We start from the raw sequence: 25629 nt of genomic DNA, 5'->3' as shown, positions 1-25629 counted from the left end.
GCCAGCTTTTTTAAAATAGGTTTAGCGTCAGGATTTTTTCCCAAAGTTACAGAGCCCTTGGAGGACACAGGGAGTACAGAGCGGTTGTTTGGGGACACAAACCGTCATCGTGAAATCGAGGACGGCATAGTTAAAGGCCTTGAAAGCATCTTCCGGTGTTAAATCCTCGCACAGCTGGTAAACCCATTTTTTGCCGCGTGGATCTCGGTTGTAGGGTAAGCCGGTCATGCGGCTTAACCAGCGGGCGACGTTGGCGTCGGCGATGAGGGCGCGTTGGTTGCGGTGAAGCGATAGCCAAGCCGACGCGATGTATTGGCCGACGCCGCGCATTTGCATGAGTTCGTCGACATCTTCCGGGGGGTGACCGCCCCTGGTTTCGATTGCGACCGCGGCTTCCCAGAGGAAACGGCAGCGGCTTCTTAACCCGAGCCGCGAGGCGAGCCAATCGACGGCCATGTCGCCGCCGTCGACGAAGGCACGCACGGTGGGGAATCGTTTTTTGAAGGCCGGGTAGACGGCGGCGACTTGGTCGGCTTTGGTTCGTTGCAGGAGGAACTCGGTGGCGAAGGTTAGCCAGGGATCTTTTTCTGAGCGCCAGGGGTAGTTTTGGAAGTGGTCGCGGCCCCAAGCGAGCAAGGCGGCTCGGATGGCTTCGATTTCTTGCGCGGTGAAGGGTGCTTGGTTCACGGGCTCTTCCTGGCGATTGGCGGGTTGCTTGCGCACGGGTTGGGGCTGGGCTATGATGCGGCGATTAACGCGACGGATGGGGACAGGATGCGATCCATTGAACTTTTTACCGGCGCCGGCGGCTTGGCGCTGGGCACCCATTTGGCCGGCTTTCATCACCAAGCCCTGGTGGAACGCGAGGGCAACGCCTGTGCCACGCTGGAACGCAACATCCGCGACGCCTCACTCGCGGGTACGGCGGCTTGGCGCGGTAAGGTCCACAAGGGCGATGTGCGTCGCGTGGATTTTAGCCAATGGGGGCCGGTGGATTTGGTGGCGGGCGGACCGCCGTGTCAGCCGTTTAGCATCGGCGGCAAACACAAGGGCATGCATGATGATCGCGACATGATACCAGAGTTTATTCGTGCCTTACGTGCGCTTCGGCCGCGCGCGTTCATTTTGGAAAACGTCAAAGGTTTGTTGCGCCAGAGTTTTGCGGCTTATTTTGAATACTGCTTGTTGCGGTTGCGCTATCCCGATGCAGTTCGTGTGGAAAACGAACCCTGGGAACAGCATTTGGCACGCTTGGAAGAAACCGCCCACCGTGCCGACCCTACCGGGCTAGCGTACCGGGTGGACTTTAAACTCCTCAACGCGGCTGATTACGGCGTCCCCCAAACCCGCGAGCGCGTCTTTTTGGTGGGCTTCCGCGCCGACACGGCGATTGCGTGGCAATTTCCAACGCCAACCCATTCGAAGGAAGCGCTGTTGGCCGACCAATGGGTGACGGGTGATTATTGGAAACGCCACCACATCGCGGCGCCCCCCATGCCCCCGACACGGTACCGCAAAAAAATCAGCGGCCTGGCCGAACGACCCGAGGCGGTTCGCGGTCTGATGCCCTGGGTCACGGTCCGCGACGCCCTCACCGGCTTGCCCGATCCGCGAGAAGAACACGGTGGTTTCGCCAACCATCGCCACCAACCCGGCGCGCGGACCTATGTCGGCCATACGGGGAGCCCGATTGACTGGCCCTCAAAAACCCTCAAGGCCGGGGTTCACGGGGTGCCCGGCGGCGAAAACATGATCGCGTTCCACGACGGCTCGGTCCGTTACTTTTCGGTACGCGAGGCGGCGCGCATGCAAACCTTCCCGGATGCCTGGGTTTTCGAAGGCGCCTGGAGCGAAACCATGCGCCAACTGGGCAACGCGGTACCAGTCCAACTGGCACAAACCGTGGCGGCCTCGGTTCGCCAACACCTCCAACCGGAATCGTCAAAAAAGGAGACCCAACATGAACGAACCATCTTCATTTGAAACCTTTATCCAAAGCCTTTCCGAAAATGAATGCGAGGTTGAATGGTTCGTCCATCCCGATTTTGGGCCCGACGGCATGTATGGAAGACGCGAGATCACCTTTTTCCTCGCAGGTGATCCTTTACCGGATTCGGCACTTCACGACACCTTGAAACAGTATTTAATCGACCTCCTCAATATCCCCGCAACCAGCACGCGCTTCCTGATCTCAGGTGAAGGCGACATTACCCTTGAAGGCAACCAACTAAAAATCAAGTATTGGTGGCAAAAAGCGATCCCTTTCGATCATCCGAGCGAAAGCTACCGAGGCGAAGGCATCCTTACATCGCTAAAAAACCGGTTGAAGCCGTCACGCATCCCGGCCAAACGCACAGGAATCGCAGGCCTTAACCCCAGGGGCCTTTGGGACCAGAAAACAGAAAGGCGCCATCGCCCCTCGATCATCGATGGGACAACAGCGATCAACACGCAAGTAACTCCTAACCGCCGTTCGATTTTTCAACTTGAGAAAAATCGAATACCCAACCATGCCCAGTCACAATCCCAAAATCCCCATACCATCCCAAACAAAAAGAGCCCCAACCCGTGATGGGCTGGGGCGAGAAGCAGGACTTAGAGAGGTTCAGAAGAGAGGTTCTGAGTTGCGTGTTTTAGGTCGGGATTGAGTTGGGTTGTTGCGGTTGGGTTGGGGGTGGTTCTGGGGGGTGGCTCTGGGGAGACCTAGCCGGCGTCGTCGTCCGTGTTGCGTTCAACGGTGCGCAGGGTTTCGCTGTAGACGATGTTGCCGCCCGCGATGTAGGCCAGGCTTGAAGTCACCGTGGATTCGGTGGCTTCGCGGTAGGTGTAGAAAAAGCCGCCAAGGCCGTCGGGGCGCAGGTCGCCGCGGCCGGGAAGCAACACCGACCAAGCCTCGGCACCGGTCGATGCGTTGAGGGCGACCAGGGTGGTGACGGCTTCGGCACCGGCCTCGCGTTCTTCTTCAGAAGGAACAACGGTCACGGTGAAGGCGAGCATGGCGCCGGAGGGACGCAAACCGCTAAGACGGCCTTCGTAAGCGGAGAGGTCGTTTTGCCAGGCGAGTCCGGTTGCGCCGTATGCGCTGATGTTGGTGTCGACGGAGAAGGTTTCGTCGCCGTTGTCGATACGTTCGGCGGTGACAATGATGGCGAAACCGTCATCGGTCACAATCGGGCCGGCACCAAAACCGCGGTCGCCGCCGCGCTCACCGGCGCGAGGGCCGCGATCACCGTTGCCGGGACCGTCGCCGCGGTCGGGGCGTTGCGCTTGGACCAGGCCGATTGAGGCAATGAACAACAACAAAATCGCTAACTTTTTCATGGGAGCACCTCCTTGGGGTGATTGAAAAGACGAAGGAAGAACACTGTCGTGACACCCCCCTCTATTCCAAGGCCCGTGCCAACTCCCAACAACAACCTTAACCATTTTAATTTATTACACTTAGAAAACAGCCTCGCAAAAACCGCTGCATTCGCCGGGCAAGCGTGTTGGTTTTTTCAGAAAAACCCAAAAAGTGGGTGGTTCACTTGGCCGGATGACGCCCGTGCCCGATTCAAAGCGGATCGGTTGGTTGTTGTAAGATTTCTCTAACCCTTTGATAAAAATAGAATTAAATGCACCAACCGCGATCACATTTTTGCATTTTTCCGGTTCACCCAAGAAAAGCGGCATTTTTTCGTTTTTTACCGACACTTTTAGGGTAGTGTTGGGAAAAACCAACACACCGCTCGCGGCTCACCCACTTGGGGTGCGCTAAGTGTTGAAAACAGCGATGTTGTCGGGGTAGCAGCACCCGTCAAACCGGCATCGCCTTTGCTCTAGGTCCTTCCGCCTGAGAAGTGCGATAACTCGCTCCAGATTTTTAGCCAAAATCCCTCACTTCAGCGCTTCTTAGGCTCCACGCCGCTTGCCCCGCGGCTCATTTGCGCCAGGAGGAACCCGCCTCATGTTGTCCTTGCTGTTATGGACCTGCCTTGTTTTCCAAAATCCAACGTCCCCGGCCGAATTCCCGCTCACCGCCATTGAAGTGGACGGTGCCCGCTGGGGAACGGAAGCGGTAATCCGTTCCGAGTCCGGCCTCAAGGAAGGCAAGACTTATACGGAACGGGCGTTGGCCTCGGCGCGTCGGCGCATCGCGCGCTTACCCTTCGTGTTGGAAGTCGACTTCTCCATGAAAAAAGGTACGAGTTACGGAACCTACACCTTGGTGATCGGCATTGTCGAAACCATGCCGCTGGTGTTTCGCCTTCAATATATTGATACAGATTCGAATCGCCGCCCGATTGAGGACTTCGACTTAGACGAGATTGACCGGCGCTCCCTGGACGGGGTTGGTGATTGGTCGATTGGGGCGCGCTGGTTTTTCGGAAAACACGCGATGGTTTATGCCACCACCCGTTTCTTTAGCGAGGACGGCAGCCTCGATTTCGCGGACGGGAAACCGGTCGATTTCGGCCTGACCCATTACAACTTATTGAACAAACGGGTTTTGTTTAACCTCAACTTCCAGTGGACGGAACGCATCACGGAAGAGATTTTTGATCGGCGACCGCGGGAACGGGTTCAATTCACGCGGGAACGCCCCATTTTGGCGGCCCTTACCCTGGCGGTACCGGTGCAGGGCAACCACTGGCTTTCCTTCACGGCCGATTCCTTTGAGGAGGAGCTGACCTTCGAACAGCCGCGGCGACGGATGCGTACCACGATTAAGGACGAACGTTTGCGCGGTCGGCTCGGCTGGTTTTACGACAGCAGCGACGATGCGGTATTAGCCACAAGCGGACGGCGTATTGAATCCGGCTTCACCTTTAACACGCAAACAACGACCTTCGGCGGCATCGACTTCTCCCCTCTCCCACCCCCCGCGATAAGCCGCCGCGAAACCGAGCGGCTGCTGTGGAACCTACGCTGGCAGGAATACCCCACGCTCAGCCAACGCATCAACGCGCTAATCGACCTCAACGGCGAGGTGCGGCTGCGCGGCGACGATTTCCAGGCGGTCGCCGAAAGCGGCGAGCGGGTTCCGGATCGGCTACCCTTTAATCAGTGGTCGCTTCAGGTAGGGGCCCGCTTGGATGTGCTCGGCCACGCGGGCAACGGCCGTTACGGCGAATTGAAACTCGACCTCACGGCGGGCTGGGGGGTCGCCAACGAGGAACGCCTTTCGGAGGAAACAACGGAACTGAATCTGGCACTTACATGGCGCCACCGTTGGGGTTTGGCCCGCTTTGTGGTGCGCTGGGAAGATATTCGCGAGGACGAGCGCCGTCCGCCCCGTCCGCCGCAACCCAAGCTCCCGGCGGAGGGCGTCCAATGACGGGGTGGCTGTTGCTGCTGTTGTTGGTGCCGTCCGCGCTGGGCGATGCACCCCGCCTCCAATTTGACGAGGACGGCTGGTGGGGCGTGGCGCTGCCGCTTGAACTGTTGCAAGACGCCAGTGTGCGCAAAAAGTTGTACTCCGGCCTAACCACGACCTTTGAATTGGAAGCCCAGTTCAAACCCGACCACGAACGCAAGTACTACGCGATGATGCAGATCCGTTACGAAATTTGGGACGAGGTGTTTATGATCAACCGCCTCGACGCGGGCGGACGGGTCGGCACCTACCGTTTTTCCAGCCTGGAAGAAACCGCGGCTTGGCTGCAAAAGGATCCGCTGCGCATCGCGCCGCGCGCCGGGCCGGCGGCACAAAACCTGATCTGCCGGGTACGTCTGATTCCCTTCTCGCGCGGCGAAGGCCGCGTGGCCGAGGATTGGTTTGCCAAGGTGCTGCGCGTCCCAGACGCGGTGACGACGGGCCAAACCGACTCCTCGCGCGAGCGGGTTTTGGATGAAAGCCAAGACGGCGGCGGCATTTTTGAGGTGCTGATGTCCAAAAGCATTCGTCGCAAAACAATTCGCACGGTGCGTTGGCAATGGCGTTTGGACGGGGGTGGCTGATGTTGCAGCGCCAACTCCTGGTGTTTTCGGTGATGTGCGCCTTGTTCCTCGGCGCCTTCTACACCACCCAACATAAGCTGGTCAATCCCTGGCTGAAACTGGCCTTGAATCCCGAGATGAGCGAACGCCTGATGGACGCCATCGACAACCAAAAAGCGCTGGCCCAATTGGATCCCGAACACGCGGCCCTGTACCGCGAACAGTTCGAGCAAACCCAATTGTTGCTGCAAAACATGGAAGTCCTGCGTGAATCCCACGAGGAGTTGTCGCGCCGCTACCAACTGGCACCCGCGGCCTTGTTCACGGCGGCCCTGCTGTTGTTGTCGGTGTTGCAAATCCGTCATCAATTGCTCTTGGGCCGTCGCTTGAACCTGGTGCGCGGGCATTTGCAGCAGTTGGCGGCGGGGGAACCGATTCAGGTGACGGGGACCGGCGGTTTGTTGGGCCGCATCGACAGCATGATCGCCGAGGTGGGCGAAGCCTTTAACCAAAGCCGCCGCAAGGTGAAACAGTTGGAAAATTTGCAGCAGTGGCAGGAATCCTCGCGTCGGATTGCCCATGAAATCAAAACCCCACTCACGTCCTTGAGCTTGGAAACCAAAAACCTGAGCCAGCTTTGCCAACGGGCGGCGCCGGATCATGCCGAGGCGATTCAGGCGGCACGCCGATCAATTGAGGAGGAAATTCGGCAGTTAGACGAATTCACCCGGCGCTTCACCTCCTTTTCGAAAATCGGGACACCGCAATTGGCGCCGGAACCCTTGGATCCCTTTTTGGCGAGTCTGGTGAAGTTTTACAGCGCGACTTGGCCGGGTATTTTGTTGCAAATCGACGGCGAACCGCAACTGTCGGCGATGCTCGACAAACGGCTGCTGCGCCTGGTGCTGGTGAATTTGTGCAACAACGCGGCGGCGGCCATCGGCGACGGCGGCGGCACCATTTTGATGGGCGCCCATGCACGAGCGGGCGGCGTGGTGATCGAGGTTCGTGACGACGGACCGGGGATTGACCCGGCCATTCAAGACACGCTGTTTGAGCCTTATGTTTCCACCAAAGATGTGGGCGAAGGCATGGGCTTGGGTTTGGCGATTTCCAAAAAAATCATGTTGGACCACGGTGGTGATTTGGTGTTGCAACACACGGATCAAAACGGCACTTGCTTCGGCGTTTATTTGCAAGCGGAGGTAGCGCCATGACACGGGAAACCCAGGTTTGGATCATTGAGGACAACCCGAAAATCGGCGCGCATGTGGGTTTGTTTTTAACGGATCACGGCCACCAGGTCGAAGTGATGCCCACGGCCGAGGCGGCGGGCGAACAATTGCGCCTGGGCGGTCCACCGGACGTGATGTTGGTCGACATTCGCCTCCCCGGTCAAAGCGGTTTGGACTGGATCGAACGTTTGGACCGCGATCTGCTGCCGCGGGTGATTGTCATTTCGGGTGAAGCAACGGTGAGTGAAGCGCTCACGGCGATGAAAGCCGGGGTTCACGACTTCATCGAAAAACCTTTTTCGGATGAGCGCTTGCTGTACGCGGTACGCAACTGCCTGGAGAAACAACAGCTTCGTTTAAAAGTCGCTGATTTGGAGCAGCGCCTGAACACCTCTAAACCCATGATTGGCGAGGATCCCGCCACCCAAACCACAATGCGCCGCATCGAGAAGGTGGCCCCCACCAACGGGCGCATTTTGATCACGGGCGAATCAGGAACGGGCAAGGAGGTGGTGGCGGCAACCATCCACCGGCTCAGCCCACGCAAGAATAAACCTTTTGTGAAAATTAACTGCGCCGCGATCCCCACCAACCTGATCGAAGGCGAATTGTTCGGTCATGTACGCGGTGCCTTCACCGGCGCGGTCGGTACCAAAATCGGGCTGTTCGAGCAAGCCGACGGCGGCACGCTTTTTTTGGATGAAATCGGCGACATGGAGTTCCCCTTGCAAGCGCGTTTGCTGCGGGTGCTGGAAGACGGCAAGGTGCGTCGCTTGGGTGACCGCGAGGAACGAAAGGTGGATGTGCGGGTGTTGGCGGCAACCAACAAGGACCTCAAGGCGGAATCGGCGCAGGGCAACTTTCGCGAGGATTTGTACTACCGCTTGAGCAGTTTGCCGATTCACGTACCGCCGTTACGGGAACGGCGCGGCGACATCAAATTACTGCTCAGTTATTACGTGAACCAATTTTGTGTGCAGCACCAAACCGGTATGAAACAGTTGGACGCTGCCTTGTTAGACGTGCTCAACGCCTACCACTGGCCAGGTAATATCCGCGAGTTACGCAACCTGGCCGAACAGTTGGTGGTGTTTGGGGGTAACCCGATCACCACGGCCGATTTGCCATCGCATATCTTTGAAAAAGAAAACCATGCGCCCCACGGACTGTTGCGCATTTCCGAGATACCGACCATGCCGTGGAAAAAGTTCAAAGCCCAATGCGAAAAAGAGTATTTGGAAACAGTGTTGCACCGGGCCAACTGGAACATGAAAAAGGTGGCCCAACAGCTCTCGATCAACCGCACCTATTTGCATACCAAGGTGGCGGCGCTGGGCATTCACCGCAAGAAAAGTTAATCAGGATGGTTTGCAGGTTCCCAAAAGAGAAAACCCCACGACGCCGAACGGCCGAGGGGTTTTTCGTTTTTTTATAAATCATTGGTTTTTATAAGATAAGACACAGAACAGACCAAAGGATTTCGTCGCCTAATACAATAGATGTTTGGTTAAGACAGCAGCGGAAGTTTTAGGCTTCTTCGAATTCTTCTTCCGCGGCGCCGCCCATCACGAAACAGGCGATGCCGGCAATCACCATGGCAAACCGAATGCCCCAGCCAATGCCCTCGCCCCACATGTCTACCCAGGTAAGAATAATGAACTCCATGTTCAGAAAAAATAGAACCATAGAACCTACACCGAAAAACAACAATGTTTTACCAATTTCTCTCATTTCAAAACCACCTAAAAAATGTCAGGCACAAAGCCTTATTATGTTTGTTTATCTGTTTTGGCGCCGTTGAGTTCCAATAATTACCAGCCATAGTTTTTTCGGAACTCAAGAAGCGTTTTAACCAGGCGCAACAATGGCCGTGGGCATTGTTTCAATGCTTGAAGGCACGCCGCTTTATGGTTAAGTTTCGGCTTGCGATTCAAATTAAAAATTCGAATCTTTGGTTGTTTATCTCGGTTCGCTTACGAATCGGTTAGCGAAGTTTTGGGTAATGTTATTCGGAAAAGGCTTTGGGTAAAAAAAGTCGATGACAAGCGCAACCGGACGGCCAACTAGCGTTGCGTTTCGTTGGTATAATTTTTTTCGCATGACCCACAACGAAAGAGATGAAGCACACCCGTTTTCGCAGGATTTTCATTGGATTTTGATTGCCAAGCGTCGTGTTGACACCATGCGCGACGTTCTTCCTCATCGCGAGCGGTTCCCAGCCATTCGCAAAAGTCATCACAGCAGAACGGCCAGACAAAGTCGGCACCGGTTGGTAAAACGTCAGGTAACTGATGGAAGGCTTTGGCGGCGGACACGACCGGCACCTGATAAGCGGCGAGATTACGGCCGGCATGCTCCACCTGATGTTCGTGTTTGGCGGTATTGTCACTATTCATGCAGGTTGTACATAGTTGCGATACAAATGGATCTAAATGCGCCTGACGTGGGCGGGCGGCCTTATCAGGATCGACAATATAACCATAATAAGGTAATACGGGTTTGCCAAACTTTCGGCAGTGACCACAAGCGACATCGACACGGGGTTGCAATACCTGATCGGAAACATATTTAGAGACACGGCCCATCGATTCCTCCTGGGAACACCCGCCGGTGTTGATGGAAACATAAGTTGAAACGTTAAAAATGGTCCGAGGACTTGTCCGCCGCTTAGCGGTGGTTCAAGGCGCCTCACTAAGTAACGTGCAGTTCCGAGGAAAAAGCGACAATCTTTTTTTCATTTTTTTGAAAAAAATCGCGCCACATCGCTAGTCAACTGCATTTATGAGACTTAACTTCTTGTAAAACCGCATGGATCATCGACCGGGAAAGAGTTTGCCCCAGATTTGTTTGTATTTCCGGCTCATGGTTAAGGTCGCGCCGTCCCGCATCACCGCCACGTATTCCCCGTTGAATTGGGGTTCGAAGACCTGAACGGCGTCTACATTAATGATGTGGGTCCGACTTATGCGCAGGAATCCCGGTCCCAAGCGACGCGCGGTTTCGGTCAAAGTCCCGCGAACCAGATGTTCCTTGCCGTCTTGATGGAGGGCGACATAGTTTCCGGCTGAGCACAGCCAGGCCACGTCCTCGACGCGAACGAAGAAGTAACGCTCGTCTTGTTTGACCATAAATCGGGTCAACGGCTCGGGTTTCGCTTGCGGTGCCTCGCGCGCGGTTTCGGTTTTGGCCTCCAAGCGGGTGAGCAATTGCCGCATTAGCGCGGTTTCGTCGCCACCGCGATCACCGTGAATCCGTTCCCTGGCCCGCGCGAGGGCTTGCTGAAAGCGCTGGTCGTCAAACGGCTTGAGCAGGTAGTCGAGGGCGTTCACCTCAAAGGCTTTTACCGCGAAGGCATCGTAGGCTGTCACAAAAATGATGGTGGGCATGTGGGCGTCTTCGATGCGACGCAACACATCAAACCCGGTAATTTGCGGCATCTGGATGTCGAGGAACATCAGATCGGGCCGGTGCTCTTCAACGGCGGCCAGGGCCTCGAGCCCGTTGGCACATTCGGCCACGAGGTCGATGTCGGTTTCAGCACCCAGGAGATGGGTCAGGTTGCGCCGCGCGGGTTTTTCATCGTCAACAATCACCGCGCGAATGCGGTCAGCCATCCGCGCCCTCCTCCCCTTTGGTCATGGGCAGGGTGATGGTGGCGACCACACCGCGTGCTTCCCAGTTTTCGATTTGAAAAAACGCTTTGTTTCCGTATTCATGTTCCAGTCGTTCCACCGTGTTGCGCAGCCCAATCCCTTCACGTCCATCGTCCATGCGGCTTTCCTCCAGCAACGGCCCATCGTTGTACACGGCAAATACCAATTGTTGGGCTTGAACCACGCCGTGAAGCCGCAACAAAGCCGGTCCAAGGGATTGTGAAACACCGTGGCGGATGGCGTTTTCGACGATGGGTTGTAGGATCATGACGGGCACGGGCACCGGCAAGGCCTCGGCTTGGAAGTCACGTTCAATGCGCAGACGGTCTTCGAAACGCACGGCTTCAATGTCGAGGTACAGGTCAATAAAAGTCAATTCGGCGCGCAAGGGGTGCATGCGGCGCTCGCCTTGGTTGAGGGCGTGTCGCAACAGATCGGAGAGTTTGACGAGCAAGGAAAGACCCAGCTCGTTTTCGCCGGTGCGGAAGCAGGAGGAAATGGAGTTTAGGGTATTAAATAAGAAATGGGGTTGGAGCCGGGCTTTGAGTGTTTCTAATTGGCTTTTGACCAGCAACCCTTCGAGTTGGGCGGTTCGCAAGGCAAGGTCGCCGGCCTGGCGCGCGCGGATTTGCGCTTCTCGATACAGGACCCCGGCGTAAACGGCGGTGGCGATGTACCAATAAATACTGTAGTCGAACAGCGAATTAATCCCGTGGAGCTGGGTGAAATACTGACGAAATTGGCTCATGTCGGCACCACGGTGCCAAAGGATCCACCAAATGGCGTACACGGAATAAAAGGCCATCCAGCCCAAACTGGCCGCGACATTAACCAAGATCATGTTCTTGAGGGAAACACCGCGCCGTTGTTGCGCCAAGGCGAGAAAAAATACAAACAGGGTCACCACCAAAAAAGGCATGTAAAACCCCATTTGGTCGATGAAAAGCCAGGCATAGGTGCGCGTGCTTTGCGGTGGGCGACGCAAATAACCATTGCCGGCGACCACCCCACAAAGCAGGGGCCAAAAACACACAATCGCGGCAATCACCATGGCCTGGTGGCGGCGGGACGGTGGCGTAACGGTCAGTCGCGGGGCAGCTTCCACATGACACTCCTTTAGCCGGCATTTTAACCAATCCGCGCGGGATTCACGGCAAAAAGGGCGGCCGGGGTGTAGAATCCCCAACCGCCCCGATGGGAACTTGTTGATGGAACGATTAATCGGGAACGGTTAACGAGCGGATCATGCGACCTGCGAAGGAAGTAATGAACAGGGTGTTGCCGTCGGCGGAGGCAGTAATGCCGTTGGGCTGGGCAAAAAGTGCTTCCTCGCCCGCGCCGTCAACCACGTTGAATTCACCCGTGCCGGCAAAGGCGCGGATCTCGCCGTCGCGGGAGATTTGGTAGATTTTGTTTTCACCAATGGCGGTCACGTACAAGTTCCCTTTAGCGAAGGTCATGTAACCGATGGTAAAGAAGTCGGGGCCCCGCAATTGGGTGATCAGCCGCATTTCGCCTTCATCTTCGATGGCGAAGATTTTACCGTCGTTGTAATTGGCAACATAAAGCTCACCGCGATCATCAAACACAATCCCAACGGGACCGTTTAATTCGTCGGACTGAACAAAGATGCCCACGGTACCGTCGGGGGCGACGCGGTGAATGGTGCGACCGTCGAGGTAGTTGGCCACGTAGAGGTTGCCGTTGCTGTCGAAGGCCAGACCGGAGGGGCCGTTAAAACCTTCGGCAAAAACGGTAACCTGGCCGTCGGGGGTGGCACGGCGTACTTCGCCGGTGTTCCAATTGGCGACATACAGGTTGCCCGCGGCGTCCCAGGCCTGGCCGAGCGGGCCGTCAAAACCTGTCGCGTGCACACTGACGGTGCCGTCAGGGGCCATTTTAAGAATGTTGGTACCGCGAATGTCGTTAAAATTTCCACCACCAAAAAAGTCGGATACGTAAACATTGCCCTCGGCATCGGTGGTCACGGCGTCGACAAAACCAACATCTTGGGCCAGGGTTGCGACTGTTGTGCCGCTGTTGATTCGAGGCAGGCCGTCGATGGCGCGGGCGGCGGACATGGAGGGCTCGCGTTGGCTGTTAAAGAAAAACGAGGTACCCAACAGCGGTTGATCGGCGGAGGCGATCACGTAATAAACACCGGGTTGCTCGGGGAACAGATCGACCATGGTTTCGGCAAGGGAGCTTTTAGGGCCCAGGGTGCGCGTAACGGGCGCGCCGGTACGACCCCAGCGGTAAGGATAAAAGGTCACCTCGGTTTCGCTGTCACCCATGTTCATGACGACGGGCGAGGAAAAATCGCTTTCGTTTTGAACCAGGTTACTAAAAACAATCATGTTGGTGGCTGCTTCGGCGGGCAAGGCATGAACTTGCGCGGGCGACATGCGGCTTTCGGTGGTGGTGGCGTGAAGCACCAGGCCGGCGCGGATGTCCTCGGCTTCGCTGGTAATGCGCAGGTTAAAACCGGTGCCGGCGGGCAGCGCGGGAAACATCTGTTCCACGGTTAAGTGCCGCTGTTCAAAGGGATTCAGAAGAACCGTGGTTTGGGGATTCTCGATGTCGCGGCCGGACAAGGTCACGGTGACCCGGACCCCCAGGTTTTGCGGGTTCTCAAACCCTACTTGTGACGTAAATTGTTCATTGTGGGTCACCCACGGCAGGACCACATCGGTTTGGAAGGCAAAAACACCCGTCATCTGTAAAACGAACAGCAAACCAACCCATTTCATGCACACACCTCATACGATTCAAAAATTCCAGAACCCTTGGTTCGGAACCTCAGCTTGCGGGATGTGGCCGGGGGCGGCGACGGTTTTGGGACGAAACCCAAGCGAGCGGGGACAAAGTATGACGGGTCGGGGATAAAACCTAAGAAGCGCGATAACTCGCGGTGATTTTAGCTAAACCTCTGGGCTGCAACGACCTGTAAAAATACTCACCGCACCCAGTGGGTGCGCCTCCGCTTTTTCCAAGCCATTTCGCTCCAGATCTTTAGCCAAAATCCCCCACGCATATCGCGCCTCTGAGGAAAAACGAAAGAAGGGGGTAAGTCAGGTGACGGGCGAAACAACCGTCACCTGAGCACCCGCAAATTAAAGCACTTCGATCAGTTCTACTTCAAAGATGAGGGCGGCACCACCGGGGATGGCACCGGGATAACCGCGGTCGCCGTAACCCAAATCAGATTTAATGTACACTTCCCACTTGGCGCCCTCTTTCATGAGTTGCAGTGCCTCGGTCCAACCGGCGATCACGCCGTTGACGGGGAATTCGGCGGGGGTACCGCGCTTGTAACTGGAGTCAAACTCCTTGCCGTCGATCAAACGGCCGGCATAGTGGACACGGACAACATCGGTTGCCTTGGGCGAATTGCCGCGGCCATCCACGATGACACGGTATTGCAAACCGGATTCAGTGGTCACCACGCCGTCTTTTTTTCCGTTTTCGGCGAGAAAATCGAGACCCTCTTGTTTGTGATCGCTCATAACACTTCCTTGCTGTGAAATGGTCCGGCCGCAAGGAACACGACCGGCCCGGCAACCATACCATAGGTGGTGATGGGACAAGGTGAAGGGATGCAGGGAAGCGGAAGAAGAAAGAGAGGGGCGTTTTTTCCGAACTATTCCATTCTCGAATAAAAATCGTCTTTTAAAAAAATCTCATTTAGGGCTTGAAAATAAGCGAATAACCTATTAGATTGCGTTCCAAGCTAAACCACACGGTTCTCCCTGCAACCTACAAACCTAGGTTGAGGAGAACAAATGGCATTGTTTGATGAGCCTTGGAAAAACCTTGCGGAGTTGTTTTTCCAAGAGTTTACCCAGTTCTTTTGGCCGGAAGCCGATTACCTAAGAAGCACGATAACTCGCGGTGGTTTTGACTAAACCCCTGGGCTGCAACGGCTAGTGAAAATGCTCACTGCACCCAAGGGTGCACTTCCGCTTTTCCCAAGCCGTTTCGCTCCAGATCTTTAGCCAAACCCCCTCGCTCTTATCGCGCCTCTTAGGTATCAAGCCATCGATTGGACCCATCCGGTCATGCCCTTGAGTACCGAATTGCCACCGGGCACCCCGGGCGGCAAGATCGGAACACGCATTGCCGATAAGTTGTTTCGCGTTCATCTGAAGGACGGCGACCCATGCGTGATTTTGTTACACCTGGAGTTCCAAAATCAGGTCCACGCGATCTTTGCCAAGCGGATGGTCGTGTACAACGTTCGGATATGGCTTCACTACGATTGTGAGGTTGCAAGCATGGCAATTTTGGGTGATCCCAGGACCTCCTGGCACCCAAGTGCTTATGAAAGGAAAACCTTAGGGTTTTGCCATCGGGTCGCGTTCCCAACGGCGAAACTCACCGACTTTTTGACAATCCACGCGGCCAGGCTTGAACCTAAGAAGCGCGATAAGAGCGAGAGGTTTTGGCTAAAGATCTGGAGCGAAATGGCTTGAAAAAAACGGAGGCGCACCCACTGGGTGCGGTGAGTATTTTTTCGGGCCATTGCAGCCCAGAGGTTTAGTCAAAATCACCGCGAGTTATCGCGCTTCTTAGGTTGAAGAGAACAATCTTTTCGCCATGGCGGTAAAAGCCCATTTAGAAGCCCTCAACCTCGGCAAGCCGTCCGATCTTCAGGTCGAGACCAAACTTGCCCTCATCCGTCAGTTGGCAGGTCGCTCCTTCGATCACAGGCGCCTCATCGCGCTGTTTCGTTTCATTGATACCATGTTTGACTTACCCGACGACTTAAACCTAAATTTCAGAGAACAACTTCGCAACGAGATAGGAGGCGGCGACATGAACGCGGAGGAATGGCTCTATTCGGAATCATCGATCCAAAAAACCCTGAAGAAAATGGCACGCCAAGAAGGCTACGTTCAAGGCCGCGAAGAGGGCCGCGAAGAGGGTATTCGGAGAGGTTTCCAGCAGGCTTTAATCCAAATGCTCACCCGCAAATACGGCATCTTGCCCCAAGCGGTAGTTCAACGGATCGAAACCGCCGATCATCCACGCATTTCGATTTGGATCAACCGCGCCGGCGACACCAACTCGCTCGCCGATCTCTTTGGCGCTTAAACTGGACGAGTGACGTTCACGGCGGTGGTTCGCCCCTTAAGCGGGTGTTTTCATCGCTTTGAAGGAAGAGGCCGGATCCCCCGGCCTTCCTTTTTTAGAGAACACCTTGGATCTGCTGAACGCATCAGCGTACGTTAGCGCTTGAATGCCTTAACCACTGCAATCTCCAGCCCATAGACTTCCAATTTTGGGCAACACAATGGGCCGCCGGGTGTTCATCGCAATGAACCGGGCTTGGCCCCCCTGTGCAAGTCGTTTTTGGGAGAACAGGTGTTCAACCTGCCAGGCACAACCCACACTTATGAAAACCTGACCCTTCTATTGCCAACCGGTTCCGCACCAAAACCTGCCCGATTTCATCAACACAAATCCAAGGCTCAATGTTTCACAAAATGAATGATGATGATCTTGCTTTATCAGTCTCACAACTTTAAATATTCAAAAACCATGCGATACTAATAATTCACTATTAACAAATGTATGAAAATCACAATTTACAATCTTTTTTATTGAACTTTCCCAATTATTTCTCGAAGATTCTATCGTGGATCAGACACCGACACTTTGATCCCGCAATCCTTAACCCCTCGTAGAGGTAAATGTGACGCGTGTTTTAGGGCTTCGGCCGGTAACCGCCATCCAACTGTTCCTGATCCTTGCCGCGCCGGTTCCCACCGGCATGGTTTGGTGTGTCGGCGCGGACGGTCACGCCTCTTTTGAGTTGGCGCACAACAACACCTGTTTCGATTGTTTTTCACCGCAAAGCCATGACCACGACACCCTAACGAACGGAGAATCCGACACCCATTGCGGCGATTGCCGCGATGTACGCATCGAAAACATCGAAAGTCAGCGAGGAAACAACGTCCTCCAACCGACAGCATTAATCGTTATCGCCGCGCCTTTTCCCGTCGGGTTCCACCCCGACCAAACCCCGGCTATTGTGATGCCGGCGGCGCCTCGGCCCCCACCGCTACCTTGGCCCACCTCGCTGCGCGCCACCATCGTCTTGCTTATTTGATCCCACCGAACGCTCCTTCCTAATCGGTCCGAAGCGCCACACATCACCGCGCTTCCCTGCCGCGCCTTTGCTCTGCCCCGATTAGGTTCGCACGGCCTCGGTCGCCCCCACCCAAAACAACCGGCATTCCCGGATACCTCCCCCAACCCGTCACAACGGTGACGCGGGTGTGCGGGCTTCCGGCGTGCGGGTTTCCAGCGTGCGGGCTACCAACGCGGTACACCGGAACCAAAGAAGCGACGTACCATGCGATCCGCTTCGCCGTTCTGCATCCATGAAATCACCTCCTCACACGAACAGGGAGTGTTCTTATGTTTTTTCCTCTTTTGAAGGGCATGGTCCTGATATGCCTTCTCCTCGGTTGGATCGGATCGATGTCCGCCCAGCCACCCGCTGAATTATCGCTTGAAGAAAGTCTGCAACACGCCACCCGGTTCGCTCCCGAGCATGCGGCGCTGAACGCCCGTCGCCTCGCAACCACGACCGCGCTCAACCAGGTTAGCCGCTTGCAAAACCCAACGCTTGAGACGGAAATCGAGGAGCTGCGCTTCAGCGGCCGCGAATCCGGGTTGGGGCAAGCCGAATACACGGCAACGATCGCTCAACCCCTGCCCCTACCCGGCGCGGTCCGACTCCAAAAAGAAAACCTGAAACAAGAAGCCATGGCAAACCAAGCCCTTGCCGCGCAGCTGTCGCGAAATCTGCGAACCCAAACCCTCAACCGTTACTTTGATTTGTTGGCCGATCAAGAACGGGTTGCGGTCCGTCAAGCAGAGTTCGAGCTGGCCGAACAGGTCGCCGCCATCGCCGGCCGCAAGGTAAAGGCGGGAAAAGTCGCACCGCTCGAAGCAAAAAAGGCGGAACTGCAGGTGGTTCGCGCCCGACTGGCACTGGATGAAGCCCAGCGTTCACGCCACATTAATGGCGCGGCCCTTCTCGCGATCTGGGGTGCAACAGCCACCCATCCACCGCGGCTCACATCCCCCTGGCCCGGCGAGAATTTGAGCCCGCCTACCGGCAAGGGCTCGTGGCGCACCCATCCCGACCTGTCCTTAATGGATGCACGCATTGGACAAGCCGAAACCGCGCGAGACCTTGCGAAAAAACAGCGTTTCGGTGAGCCGGCGGTCACCCTCGGCCGGCGTTGGCAAAGCGAAAGCACCGAAAACAGTTTCTTGTTGGGTTTTAGCGTCACCCTGCCCTTGTGGCGACGAAACCGGGTCGCGCGCGCCTATGCCCAAAGCGAGATCGCCGAACAAACAGCCACCCGGCAACGGAAAAGCCGCGACCTCCAACAAGCTTGGCAGAACACCCTTACCCGGCTCGACCAGGTAACCACCCGCTTGTCCGCCACAAACGAAGAACTCTTGCCGGCGGCGCGACACCTGTTTGAAGCCACCGTAAAGGGGTACCGCCAGGGAAAATTCACCTACCTCGATGTACTGGAAGCGCAACGCGCATTGTTCCACCTCGAAAGCGCCCTTATTGACGACCAGCGGGAACGTGTAAACCTGCTCATTGCGTCGGAATACCTGAGCGGCAAACACTTCCTCACCGAACCCGCTGAGACCCCCAGCCAAGGAGACGCCCCATGAATCCATCCCAAAAATTCCAATTGAGAACCTTATTGTCGGCCTTCCTCCTTATCAGTCTATTGCCGGTATTGATCGGCGGACCCGGTCACGATCATGGCGCGGATGATCATGGCGCGGATGACCATGGCGCGGAGAACAGCATCCAAGATCCACGGGTTTTGGGGTTGACCCTGGTCAAACCCAAACAAGGCAGCCTTGGCGAGGCGTTCAGCCGCCCCGCGGAAATCCAGTTTGACGCGAAACGCATCGCCCACCTCAAATCCGGGCTGGGCGGATTCGTGCGCGAAGTACACAGCGAATGGGGTCGCCAGGTTCGCAAGGGCGAGGTGTTGGTCACCCTCGAAAGTCGCGAACTGGGAGAGGCACGCGCCCAATTCCTGGCGGCGGCCGCACGTTTGCGCCTCGCGGACCGCACCTACCAGCGAGAAAAAAGCCTGTGGCAGGATCAAATCACACCCGAGCAGGATTACCTGGATGCCTTACAGGCTTGGGAAACCGCGCGTATCAACGAACGGTTGGCGCGGCAATCGCTGATCGCCGTCGGATTAACCGAGCAACAGATTGAAGCACTGATCCAAAACCCCGAGGGCTCGTTGACGCACTACGAACTCAAGGCGCCCTTTGACGGCACCATCACCAACCAACATGTCAGCCAGGGTGAACAACTGGAAGCCCATGACACCGTGGTGACCCTCGTCGATGCCGCCAGGGTGTGGGTCGTGGCACGTGTGCCGGAAACCGATATCCACCAACTTCAGGTTGGCTTGCCGATGAGCCTGAAACTGGCCGCGCTGCCGGGCCGAGAATTCCAGGGGACCTGTGCCTATTTGGGCGCCGAACTGGATTCGGAAACGCGAACCTTGGAGGTGCGTGCCGCGCTGGCCAATCCCGAGGGTGTGTTACGGGCGGGAATGTTTGGCGAAGTCACCTTTTTCCCTAAACAGAAGGACGAAACCTCGACCTGGCTGCTTCCGAGCAACGCGGTCCAACGCGCTGAGGGCGGGCACCAAGTTTACCTTGTAAAGTCGGGACATCCGGTCGAAAGCTTGCCGGTCCAGGTTACCGCGCGTCAAGGCGACTGGGTCGCGGTCCAAGGCCCGTTGCACGCGGATCAGAACATCGCGGTCGGCGATTTATTTTTGCTGAAGTCCATGGCGGAGAAAGCGGCCATGGGCGGGCACAGCCATTAGGAGGGCATATGAACACCTTGATTAACTTCGCCCTCGACAACCCGGTCATCATCGCGGCCTTGTGGCTCTGCATCGTGGTGTTTGGCCTGGTGAATGTACGCGATTTACCCATCGACGCGGTACCGGACATCACGGGTGTCCAAGTTCAAGTGATCACCACGGCCGAGGGCACGGCGGCGGAGGACATGGAACGTTTTGTAACCTTTCCGGTCGAGACGGCGATGGCGGGTTTGCCGCGCCTTCAACAACTTCGTTCGGTGACCAAATACGGTCTTTCGGTGGTGACCCTGGTCTTTGAGGACGGCACCGATATCTACGCGGCACGTCAATGGATCAACCAACGTTTGGGCGAAGCACGGGAGGCAATCCCACGGGGATACGGCGAACCCGAAATGGGACCGGTTTCAACCGGCCTCGGGGAGATCTACCAATTTGAAATTCGTTCGGAAGCCCATGACCCAACAGCACTGCGTGAAATGCTTGATTGGGTCGTCACACCCGCGTTACGCCATGTTCCCGGTGTGGTGGAAGTCAACGCCTTTGGAGGTTTCCTCAAAACCTACCAGGTCACGGTCCAGCCCGACCGCATGGCGGCGCTGCAGGTCACGATACCGGAACTGGCGGCTATCCTCGAATCGGAAAACCGAAACGCGGGTGGCGGCACCATTGCCCACGGTGGCGAACAATACCTCCTGCGGGGCGAAGCCTTGTATACCGGCGCGCGGGACATCGCCGAAACCGTAATCCGCACGGATCCCCGGACGGGTGTGACCGTTCGGGTCCGCGACGTAGCCCGTGTTGAAACCGCCCCCTACCTGCGCCAAGGGGCGGTCACCCGCGACGGCCATGGTGAAATCGTGATCGGCATTGTCATGATGCGCATGGGCGCCAATGCCCGTACGGTCGCCTCCGCGGTGGACACCAAACTCGGCGAGATCCAAAAGCGCCTGCCGGAAGGCGTGATCGTTGAACCCTTTTACGATCGCACGGATTTGGTGCAACGCACCATTAATACGGTCACACGCAATCTGGTCGAAGGCGGCTTACTGGTCATTCTCGTGTTGCTCCTGTTTTTGGGCAATGTTCGCGCGGGTTTGATCGTGGCCGCGGCCATTCCCCTCTCCATGCTGGTCGCCTTCAGCGCCATGCGGCTGTTCGGGATCAGCGGCAACCTGATGAGTTTAGGCGCTTTGGATTTCGGCTTAATCGTCGACGGCTCAGTGGTACTCATCGAAAACGTGGTTCGTTACCTCAACCACCACGCAACGGATCCCCGTCCGCACCGCGAGAAGGTCCGCGCGGCCTGCCTCGAAATCGCGCGGCCGGTGACCTTCGGGGTGACCATGATCATCATCGTGTACCTGCCGATCCTGGCGTTTAGCGGGATTGAAGGAAAGATGTTCCGACCCATGGCGCTTACGGTGGTTTTCGCACTCCTGGGTTCCCTGGCCTGCGCGCTCACGTTGATGCCGGTCCTGGCAATGTGGCTGTTATCCCGACCCAAAGAAAAGGAGCCCTGGGTCTTTGTTCTCTGCCGACGTGTGTACGGGCGCCTTCTCCACCATACACTTCCCCACCCCAAACGTTTGACGGCCCTATCCTGGTTGATCATTCTTGCGACCTTTGCACTCATTCCCGGGCTGGGCGCGGCCTTCATGCCTCGCTTGGACGAAGGCGCGATTGCCATGCAGATCTTCCGCCTGCCCAGCATCTCCCTGGAAAAATCCAATCAAATCTCAACCCAGGTTGAGCAAACCCTGCGCGCACAATTCCCGGAAATTCGCACGATCATCTCCCGGACCGGACGCGCGGAAATCGCCACCGACCCCATGGGTGTTGAAATTAGCGACAGCTACGTCTTGCTCCATCCCCGGAAAACATGGCGTTACCCAAACCGGGAAGCCTTGGTCACGGCCATGGAAGAAGTGCTCCATCGCGAGGTCCCCGCCGCGATATACAGCTTCTCCCAACCCATTGAGCTCCGGCTTTCCGAGATGATCGCGGGGGTTCGTTCCGACGTGGGCCTAAAAATCTACGGGGACGATCTTGAAACCATGGTCAGGGTCGCGGATCAGGCGGCGGAACTGCTGGCCTCGGTGGACGGTGCCGCGGACGTGGTCCCCGAAACAGTATCGGGCCTGCCGCAAATACGCGTCACCTTAGACCGCGCCGCCCTGGGCCGGCATTACCTCAGTGCCGACACGGTTTTACCAACCATCGCGGCCATGGGCGGGCTCCAAGTCGGCACGGTCTTCGAGGGACAACGTCGCTTCCCCCTACAAATCCGTCTCCCCGAGGCGTTACGCGACGATCCCGCATCCTTGGCCGACCTCCCTCTGTTTGACGGAAGGGGCCGCAACCTGCGCCTGGGTCAAGTGGCAGCCATTGATTCGGTTACCGGGCCGGCCCAAATCAGCCGTGAACAGGGCCAACGCCGCATTACGGTGGAAGTCAACGTGCGCGGCCGCGACCTCGCCGGCTTTGTGCGCGAAGCCAAACAAAAACTCAATGCCGAGCTGGACTTACCGGAGGGGTGGTTTATCGGCTGGAGTGGTCAGTACGAAAACCTGGTCCAGGCAGGCCGGCGACTGATGATCCTCGTGCCCATCGCGCTGTTGCTTATCGCCGCACTGTTGATCCACGTCTTCGCATCCACCCGGCTCTGCTTATTGATTCTCACCAACATTCCCATGGCGGTCAGCGGCGGAATCCTCGCCCTGTGGCTGCGAGATTACCCGTTTTCCATTTCTGCAGCCGTTGGCTTCACCGCGCTGTTCGGCATCGCTGTGCTGAACGGCGTAGTGCTGGTCGGACAATTTGAACGGTTGCGCGCGGAGGGCATGGACGGCCCAAGCGCCGCACGTGAGGGTGCATTGCTGCGGTTGCGCCCGGTCCTCATGACGGCCCTGGTCGCCGCCCTAGGCTTTCTTCCCATGGCGATCTCAACCGGTGCCGGCGCGGAAGTCCAGCGCCCCTTGGCCACGGTGGTCATCGGTGGTTTGATCAGCGCGACGACACTCACGCTCTTCCTGCTCCCGTCACTTTACGCCTGGCTTTTCCCCGCTCGGGAACACAAAACACAGCCGAACCCGATGCAGCGGGCGGCTTAAAATGCGCGGCGGGAGGAAGAGAATCCCCTTCCTCCCGCCGTTGTTCCCTTTTGGGGTCCCTGTAAAAAATGAAGTCTCCTTCAAAAAACTGACGCAAACGTCAAGAAAACCGTTTAGAATCCGATGCGGATGTTGTTTTTCCCCGGCCCGTATCGCTCACCAAGCGTGCCGCCGAACAATACTTGGCCAAAAAAACGGCCCGGCTCGCGGGAAAACTCCCCAAATTGCAAGAAAAAAGCCTATGATGTGGGGCGAGTATTCGAACGATTTGCCAACCTATGCAAGCTTCGAAAACACCACCTCGGATCCCCTCGACGTCCTACCCATGGACGGCCCACGAGGGGGGCTTCAGCGGCAAAAGGGGTTCCGAAGGACGGCGGGCTCGGTACCAATCCCTCGCGGTTTTCACCAAACCACGCCCGAATGAGATGCGCTCTGATTCAACCGAAGGTGAACCTCGCCGCGCTTTCTCTACCGGCCCCGCTTGAATTCATTACATTGGTTGTTGCGCGTAAGCGCCGTTCCAAGAACAGGATTTCCGTTTCTATGGCAAAGGTCAAAGGTCCGAAGTTGTGGCTGTTTCTGCGACGCACCATGGGGCAATTTTATCTCAAACTGGCTGGCTTTAAAGTGGTCGGCGAGGTTCCCGATGTCGACAAACACATCACCCTGGCGGTGCCCCACACCACCAACTGGGACATGCCCCACATGTTGTTTTACTGTTTCGCAACGGAACAAGAAATCTCTTTTATGATGAAAGCCTCGGTTTTTCGCCCACCTTTCGGCCGCTTGTTCAGAGCCCTTGGCGGCATTCCCATCGACCGCTCCAAAAAGAACAACATGGTCGACCAAGTAGCCGAACAGTTTGCCAAACACGAGACACTGAATGTGGTGATCCCGCCCTCGGGGACGCGCCGCCGCGGCGATTATTGGCGCACCGGTTTTTACTACATCGCCCTCGCGGCCAAGGTACCCATCATCTGTGGCTTCCTCGACTGGGGCCATAAAGAAGTGGGTTATGGGAGAGTGATAATCCCCAGCGGCGACATCGAGGCCGATTTCGAATTGATCCGTGAATTCTACGAATCACGTGGCGTGAAAGGAAAATTCCCAGAGAAGCAAAGCACCATAAAACCGCGCCCGGCCAACAGCAAATCGATCATGACCGACACCGATCCCAACATCAAACTGGAAGATCAACCGATTACGGAAGAACTCAAGAATTAGACGGTTTCTCCAAATCTGGGGCGAAGGCAATAATAAAACCGCGTGGGCCTCGTTTCAGAACAAACTTTTTAACCCAAACCGCCATGGCTAGCTCGCAATTCTCACAAGGATTCGTCGCGAGAAGCTGAAAGCCTTGTGAGTCCGAAGATTACGACCAAGCGCAAACGGAGCGGGGCCGACCCTTCGCGGGGCCGACCATTCGGCGTAGCAGCGCTACGTCGCGTATTGCTCGACCGAGTAATGCGGAAGGCCGCCCCCTCGTAATCGCATGGGTTGCCCCGTAGCAGAATTGCTTGTGAGAAATGCGGGCTAAGATTTAGGTTGCGCCGCGGCGGGCCCCTGCATGCCGCGCATGATCCAGGCGGGCTGAACGGTCCATTGGCGGCGCGGGTCCTCGGGTGCGAAGACCTCCACCAATCCTTGCTGATTTACCCGGTAGGGCGCATTGGTAAAGGGATCGCGCAATTCAAGACGCGCGGCGGTTTCCTCGATGAGGGCCCCATCCCAGGCCGCACCCTGGGCGGCAAGGGCCGCGTGTAGGCGAACCATGTCGGCCAAGGCGATGACGTGGCCGTGACGCACCACGATTTCCTCCGCATCCGGCTGGACCAAGGCCCCCACGGACATGAACTTTTTACCAATGGGATTAAAAGAGAAGAAGTGTGAAGGCCGTGTGTTTAGCAGCCGCCGACCGTAACGAACTTGGTCAATCCCACCCGCGACGTCGGCTTGGAACTCGAGAAAATCCTCATCAATCATGTTCATCGTGTGGGTGCGGTGGTAACCACCCATGATTTGGAATACCCAAGGATTGAAGTTGGGATTAATGGCTTTGTACATTTTATAAGGATCATCGGCGAAATTGGCGATGACCACGGCGCGCAGCCAATAGGCGTCGATTAAAGCCCCATCCAATTCAGCACGACTGGGAACGGCGGCGACCAATTCCTCGGTCAAGTGCTCTCGGGGCAATACCTCGGTCATAAAGTGCAGCGCTTCGGTGAGGACCACGTCGGCGAGATACAGACGTTCAAGCGGTGGTCGTTGCAGGAGATAGTCGCCCAATGCGAGGGAGAAACGAAACGCATCCAACCCTTCTTCCGTTTGCCCGTTTTGAAAAGCTTGGCCGGCATAAATCAACAAAAGACGATGCAAGCGGAACACTTCCAAGGCGGTCGGCGTGTTGCTGGGATCCACACCAACCAACAAAACCGGGATCCGTGCAAATCGGGTAGGCGCATCTTCTCTCAAACGTTGCGCACCATCCGCGCGATACCAGGCAAGCGCGGTTTGCGCTTGTTCGAAATGATCGGTTAAAAAACCAACGGCATTTTCGGAACGCAAGGCAGCGTCCAGGGTACCACTGAACTTTAAGTCGTGAAGGTCGCTTCCCAAGGCACGCAATTCCTCAAAGACGGTGTCGTCCGGGGACGGCGGCAGCACGGGATTGACGGTACGGACATCTTGGAGCGGGGCATGATAAACGAGGTAGGGCCAAAAACGCAACGCCGAACCAAGAACGAGCGAAACCACCAAAAAAATCAATAGATTATGTAACAGGGCTTTCATCTTACCTCCGCATGGA

The 25629-nt window shown here is 56.5% G+C and carries 22 protein-coding genes and 1 pseudogene; 14 read left to right on the top strand and 9 right to left on the bottom strand.

Annotated elements, in window-relative coordinates:
- Nucleotides 1-27 precede the first annotated feature (27 nt).
- Nucleotides 28-687 carry an HhH-GPD family protein gene (locus tag J3U88_RS03415; protein ID WP_207856730.1) on the bottom strand — a complete coding sequence of 220 codons (660 nt, stop codon included), beginning with the start codon at nucleotides 685-687 and terminating at the stop codon, nucleotides 28-30.
- 87 nt (nucleotides 688-774) lie between these two features.
- Between J3U88_RS03415 and J3U88_RS03410 the strand changes: the two genes are divergently transcribed.
- Together J3U88_RS03410 and J3U88_RS03405 are read left to right on the top strand one after the other, a co-directional pair.
- Nucleotides 775-1983 carry a DNA cytosine methyltransferase gene (locus J3U88_RS03410; protein WP_207856729.1) on the top strand — a complete coding sequence of 403 codons (1209 nt, stop codon included), beginning with the start codon at nucleotides 775-777 and terminating at the stop codon, nucleotides 1981-1983.
- Nucleotides 1961-2572, top strand: coding sequence for a hypothetical protein (locus J3U88_RS03405; RefSeq protein WP_207856728.1), 612 nt, complete (start codon nucleotides 1961-1963; stop codon nucleotides 2570-2572). The genes J3U88_RS03410 and J3U88_RS03405 overlap by 23 nt, the downstream gene beginning before the upstream one ends.
- Before the next feature lie 131 nt (nucleotides 2573-2703).
- On the opposite strand, the gene J3U88_RS03400 is transcribed toward J3U88_RS03405, so the two are convergent.
- Nucleotides 2704-3321 carry a hypothetical protein gene (locus J3U88_RS03400; RefSeq protein ID WP_207856727.1) on the bottom strand — a complete coding sequence of 206 codons (618 nt, stop codon included), beginning with the start codon at nucleotides 3319-3321 and terminating at the stop codon, nucleotides 2704-2706.
- Between the two features lie 625 nt (nucleotides 3322-3946).
- On the opposite strand from J3U88_RS03400, the gene J3U88_RS03395 reads away from it, so the two are divergent.
- The 4 genes from J3U88_RS03395 to J3U88_RS03380 are packed head-to-tail and all read left to right on the top strand — an operon-like array spanning nucleotide 3947 to nucleotide 8512.
- Nucleotides 3947-5317 (top strand): BamA/TamA family outer membrane protein, encoded by a 1371-nt coding sequence (locus J3U88_RS03395; protein ID WP_207856726.1) that lies wholly within the window; start codon nucleotides 3947-3949, stop codon nucleotides 5315-5317.
- The gene (locus J3U88_RS03390) at nucleotides 5314-5940 is read left to right on the top strand and encodes a hypothetical protein (RefSeq protein WP_207856725.1); all 627 of its coding nucleotides are present in this window, start codon (nucleotides 5314-5316) and stop codon (nucleotides 5938-5940) included. The genes J3U88_RS03395 and J3U88_RS03390 overlap by 4 nt, the downstream gene beginning before the upstream one ends.
- Nucleotides 5940-7136, top strand: a complete 1197-nt coding sequence (locus J3U88_RS03385; RefSeq protein ID WP_207856724.1) for a sensor histidine kinase — start codon at nucleotides 5940-5942, stop codon at nucleotides 7134-7136. Before J3U88_RS03390 ends, J3U88_RS03385 begins: the two co-directional genes overlap by 1 nt.
- The gene (locus J3U88_RS03380; RefSeq protein WP_207856723.1) at nucleotides 7133-8512 is read left to right on the top strand and encodes a sigma-54-dependent transcriptional regulator; all 1380 of its coding nucleotides are present in this window, start codon (nucleotides 7133-7135) and stop codon (nucleotides 8510-8512) included. Before J3U88_RS03385 ends, J3U88_RS03380 begins: the two co-directional genes overlap by 4 nt.
- A 169-nt stretch (nucleotides 8513-8681) precedes the next feature.
- Here the strand turns inward: J3U88_RS03380 and J3U88_RS03375 are convergent, their stop codons facing one another.
- From J3U88_RS03375 to bamJ, 6 genes and pseudogenes are all read right to left on the bottom strand, one after another.
- Nucleotides 8682-8840 carry a hypothetical protein gene (locus J3U88_RS03375; RefSeq protein WP_207856722.1) on the bottom strand — a complete coding sequence of 53 codons (159 nt, stop codon included), beginning with the start codon at nucleotides 8838-8840 and terminating at the stop codon, nucleotides 8682-8684.
- Nucleotides 8841-9217: 377 nt separating this feature from the next.
- A complete protein-coding gene (locus J3U88_RS03370) occupies nucleotides 9218-9739 on the bottom strand; it encodes a hypothetical protein (RefSeq protein WP_207856721.1) in 522 nt (173 codons plus the stop codon).
- A gap of 228 nt (nucleotides 9740-9967) precedes the next feature.
- Nucleotides 9968-10768, bottom strand: a complete 801-nt coding sequence (locus tag J3U88_RS03365; RefSeq protein WP_207856720.1) for a LytR/AlgR family response regulator transcription factor — start codon at nucleotides 10766-10768, stop codon at nucleotides 9968-9970.
- The gene (locus J3U88_RS03360; RefSeq protein ID WP_207856719.1) at nucleotides 10761-11912 is read right to left on the bottom strand and encodes a histidine kinase; all 1152 of its coding nucleotides are present in this window, start codon (nucleotides 11910-11912) and stop codon (nucleotides 10761-10763) included. Before J3U88_RS03360 ends, J3U88_RS03365 begins: the two co-directional genes overlap by 8 nt.
- A gap of 112 nt (nucleotides 11913-12024) precedes the next feature.
- Complete coding sequence (locus tag J3U88_RS03355; protein ID WP_207856718.1) at nucleotides 12025-13557, bottom strand: virginiamycin B lyase family protein; 1533 nt, start codon at nucleotides 13555-13557, stop codon at nucleotides 12025-12027.
- A gap of 363 nt (nucleotides 13558-13920) precedes the next feature.
- A pseudogene (gene bamJ / locus J3U88_RS03350) lies at nucleotides 13921-14331 on the bottom strand (BamJ family beta-barrel-assembly machinery protein); the annotation flags it as partial.
- A gap of 258 nt (nucleotides 14332-14589) precedes the next feature.
- On the opposite strand from bamJ, the gene J3U88_RS34585 reads away from it, so the two are divergent.
- The 8 genes from J3U88_RS34585 to J3U88_RS03315 all read left to right on the top strand — a co-directional run bounded on the left by J3U88_RS34585 (nucleotide 14590) and on the right by J3U88_RS03315 (nucleotide 24044).
- Nucleotides 14590-14712, top strand: coding sequence for a hypothetical protein (locus tag J3U88_RS34585; protein WP_279382462.1), 123 nt, complete (start codon nucleotides 14590-14592; stop codon nucleotides 14710-14712).
- A 159-nt stretch (nucleotides 14713-14871) separates the two neighbouring features.
- On the top strand, nucleotides 14872-15279 hold the full coding sequence (locus J3U88_RS03345) for a hypothetical protein (protein ID WP_207856716.1): 408 nt from the start codon (nucleotides 14872-14874) through the stop codon (nucleotides 15277-15279).
- 124 nt (nucleotides 15280-15403) lie between these two features.
- Nucleotides 15404-15901, top strand: a complete 498-nt coding sequence (locus J3U88_RS03340; protein WP_207856715.1) for an RpnC/YadD family protein — start codon at nucleotides 15404-15406, stop codon at nucleotides 15899-15901.
- Between the two features lie 601 nt (nucleotides 15902-16502).
- Complete coding sequence (locus tag J3U88_RS03335) at nucleotides 16503-16922, top strand: hypothetical protein (RefSeq protein ID WP_207856714.1); 420 nt, start codon at nucleotides 16503-16505, stop codon at nucleotides 16920-16922.
- A gap of 374 nt (nucleotides 16923-17296) precedes the next feature.
- Nucleotides 17297-18517 carry a TolC family protein gene (locus J3U88_RS03330; RefSeq protein WP_207856713.1) on the top strand — a complete coding sequence of 407 codons (1221 nt, stop codon included), beginning with the start codon at nucleotides 17297-17299 and terminating at the stop codon, nucleotides 18515-18517.
- The gene (locus J3U88_RS03325; protein WP_207856712.1) at nucleotides 18514-19707 is read left to right on the top strand and encodes an efflux RND transporter periplasmic adaptor subunit; all 1194 of its coding nucleotides are present in this window, start codon (nucleotides 18514-18516) and stop codon (nucleotides 19705-19707) included. The genes J3U88_RS03330 and J3U88_RS03325 overlap by 4 nt, the downstream gene beginning before the upstream one ends.
- An 8-nt stretch (nucleotides 19708-19715) precedes the next feature.
- Nucleotides 19716-22817: an efflux RND transporter permease subunit gene (locus J3U88_RS03320; RefSeq protein WP_207856711.1), complete on the top strand. Its 3102-nt coding sequence runs from the start codon at nucleotides 19716-19718 to the stop codon at nucleotides 22815-22817.
- 546 nt (nucleotides 22818-23363) lie between these two features.
- Nucleotides 23364-24044, top strand: a complete 681-nt coding sequence (locus J3U88_RS03315; RefSeq protein ID WP_207856710.1) for a lysophospholipid acyltransferase family protein — start codon at nucleotides 23364-23366, stop codon at nucleotides 24042-24044.
- Nucleotides 24045-24353: 309 nt separating this feature from the next.
- On the opposite strand, the gene J3U88_RS03310 is transcribed toward J3U88_RS03315, so the two are convergent.
- Entirely contained in the window at nucleotides 24354-25613 is a 1260-nt protein-coding gene (locus J3U88_RS03310; protein ID WP_207856709.1) for a hypothetical protein, read from the bottom strand.
- Nucleotides 25614-25629: the final 16 nt, after the last annotated feature.

Origin of the sequence: Acanthopleuribacter pedis, assembly GCF_017377855.1 — a bacterium.
GTDB classification, from domain to species: domain Bacteria; phylum Acidobacteriota; class Holophagae; order Acanthopleuribacterales; family Acanthopleuribacteraceae; genus Acanthopleuribacter; species Acanthopleuribacter pedis.
The sequence above is the reverse complement of the archived record's forward strand: the minus strand, read 5'-3'. Positions and strand labels throughout refer to the sequence as shown.

What these genes read in the sequence shown, in the direction of transcription:
- J3U88_RS03410 (WP_207856729.1), top strand. Translation starts at nt 775, where the DNA reads ATGCGATCCATTGAACTTTTTACCGGCGCCGGCGGCTTGGCGCTGGGC.
- J3U88_RS03405 (WP_207856728.1), top strand. Translation starts at nt 1,961, where the DNA reads ATGAACGAACCATCTTCATTTGAAACCTTTATCCAAAGCCTTTCCGAA.
- J3U88_RS03400 (WP_207856727.1), bottom strand. Translation starts at nt 3,321, where the DNA reads ATGAAAAAGTTAGCGATTTTGTTGTTGTTCATTGCCTCAATCGGCCTG.
- J3U88_RS03395 (WP_207856726.1), top strand. Translation starts at nt 3,947, where the DNA reads ATGTTGTCCTTGCTGTTATGGACCTGCCTTGTTTTCCAAAATCCAACG.
- J3U88_RS03390 (WP_207856725.1), top strand. Translation starts at nt 5,314, where the DNA reads ATGACGGGGTGGCTGTTGCTGCTGTTGTTGGTGCCGTCCGCGCTGGGC.
- J3U88_RS03385 (WP_207856724.1), top strand. Translation starts at nt 5,940, where the DNA reads ATGTTGCAGCGCCAACTCCTGGTGTTTTCGGTGATGTGCGCCTTGTTC.
- J3U88_RS03380 (WP_207856723.1), top strand. Translation starts at nt 7,133, where the DNA reads ATGACACGGGAAACCCAGGTTTGGATCATTGAGGACAACCCGAAAATC.
- J3U88_RS03375 (WP_207856722.1), bottom strand. Translation starts at nt 8,840, where the DNA reads ATGGTTCTATTTTTTCTGAACATGGAGTTCATTATTCTTACCTGGGTA.
- J3U88_RS03370 (WP_207856721.1), bottom strand. Translation starts at nt 9,739, where the DNA reads ATGGGCCGTGTCTCTAAATATGTTTCCGATCAGGTATTGCAACCCCGT.
- J3U88_RS03365 (WP_207856720.1), bottom strand. Translation starts at nt 10,768, where the DNA reads ATGGCTGACCGCATTCGCGCGGTGATTGTTGACGATGAAAAACCCGCG.
- J3U88_RS03355 (WP_207856718.1), bottom strand. Translation starts at nt 13,557, where the DNA reads ATGAAATGGGTTGGTTTGCTGTTCGTTTTACAGATGACGGGTGTTTTT.
- J3U88_RS34585 (WP_279382462.1), top strand. Translation starts at nt 14,590, where the DNA reads ATGGCATTGTTTGATGAGCCTTGGAAAAACCTTGCGGAGTTGTTTTTC.
- J3U88_RS03340 (WP_207856715.1), top strand. Translation starts at nt 15,404, where the DNA reads ATGGCGGTAAAAGCCCATTTAGAAGCCCTCAACCTCGGCAAGCCGTCC.
- J3U88_RS03330 (WP_207856713.1), top strand. Translation starts at nt 17,297, where the DNA reads ATGTCCGCCCAGCCACCCGCTGAATTATCGCTTGAAGAAAGTCTGCAA.
- J3U88_RS03325 (WP_207856712.1), top strand. Translation starts at nt 18,514, where the DNA reads ATGAATCCATCCCAAAAATTCCAATTGAGAACCTTATTGTCGGCCTTC.
- J3U88_RS03320 (WP_207856711.1), top strand. Translation starts at nt 19,716, where the DNA reads ATGAACACCTTGATTAACTTCGCCCTCGACAACCCGGTCATCATCGCG.
- J3U88_RS03315 (WP_207856710.1), top strand. Translation starts at nt 23,364, where the DNA reads ATGGCAAAGGTCAAAGGTCCGAAGTTGTGGCTGTTTCTGCGACGCACC.
- J3U88_RS03310 (WP_207856709.1), bottom strand. Translation starts at nt 25,613, where the DNA reads ATGAAAGCCCTGTTACATAATCTATTGATTTTTTTGGTGGTTTCGCTC.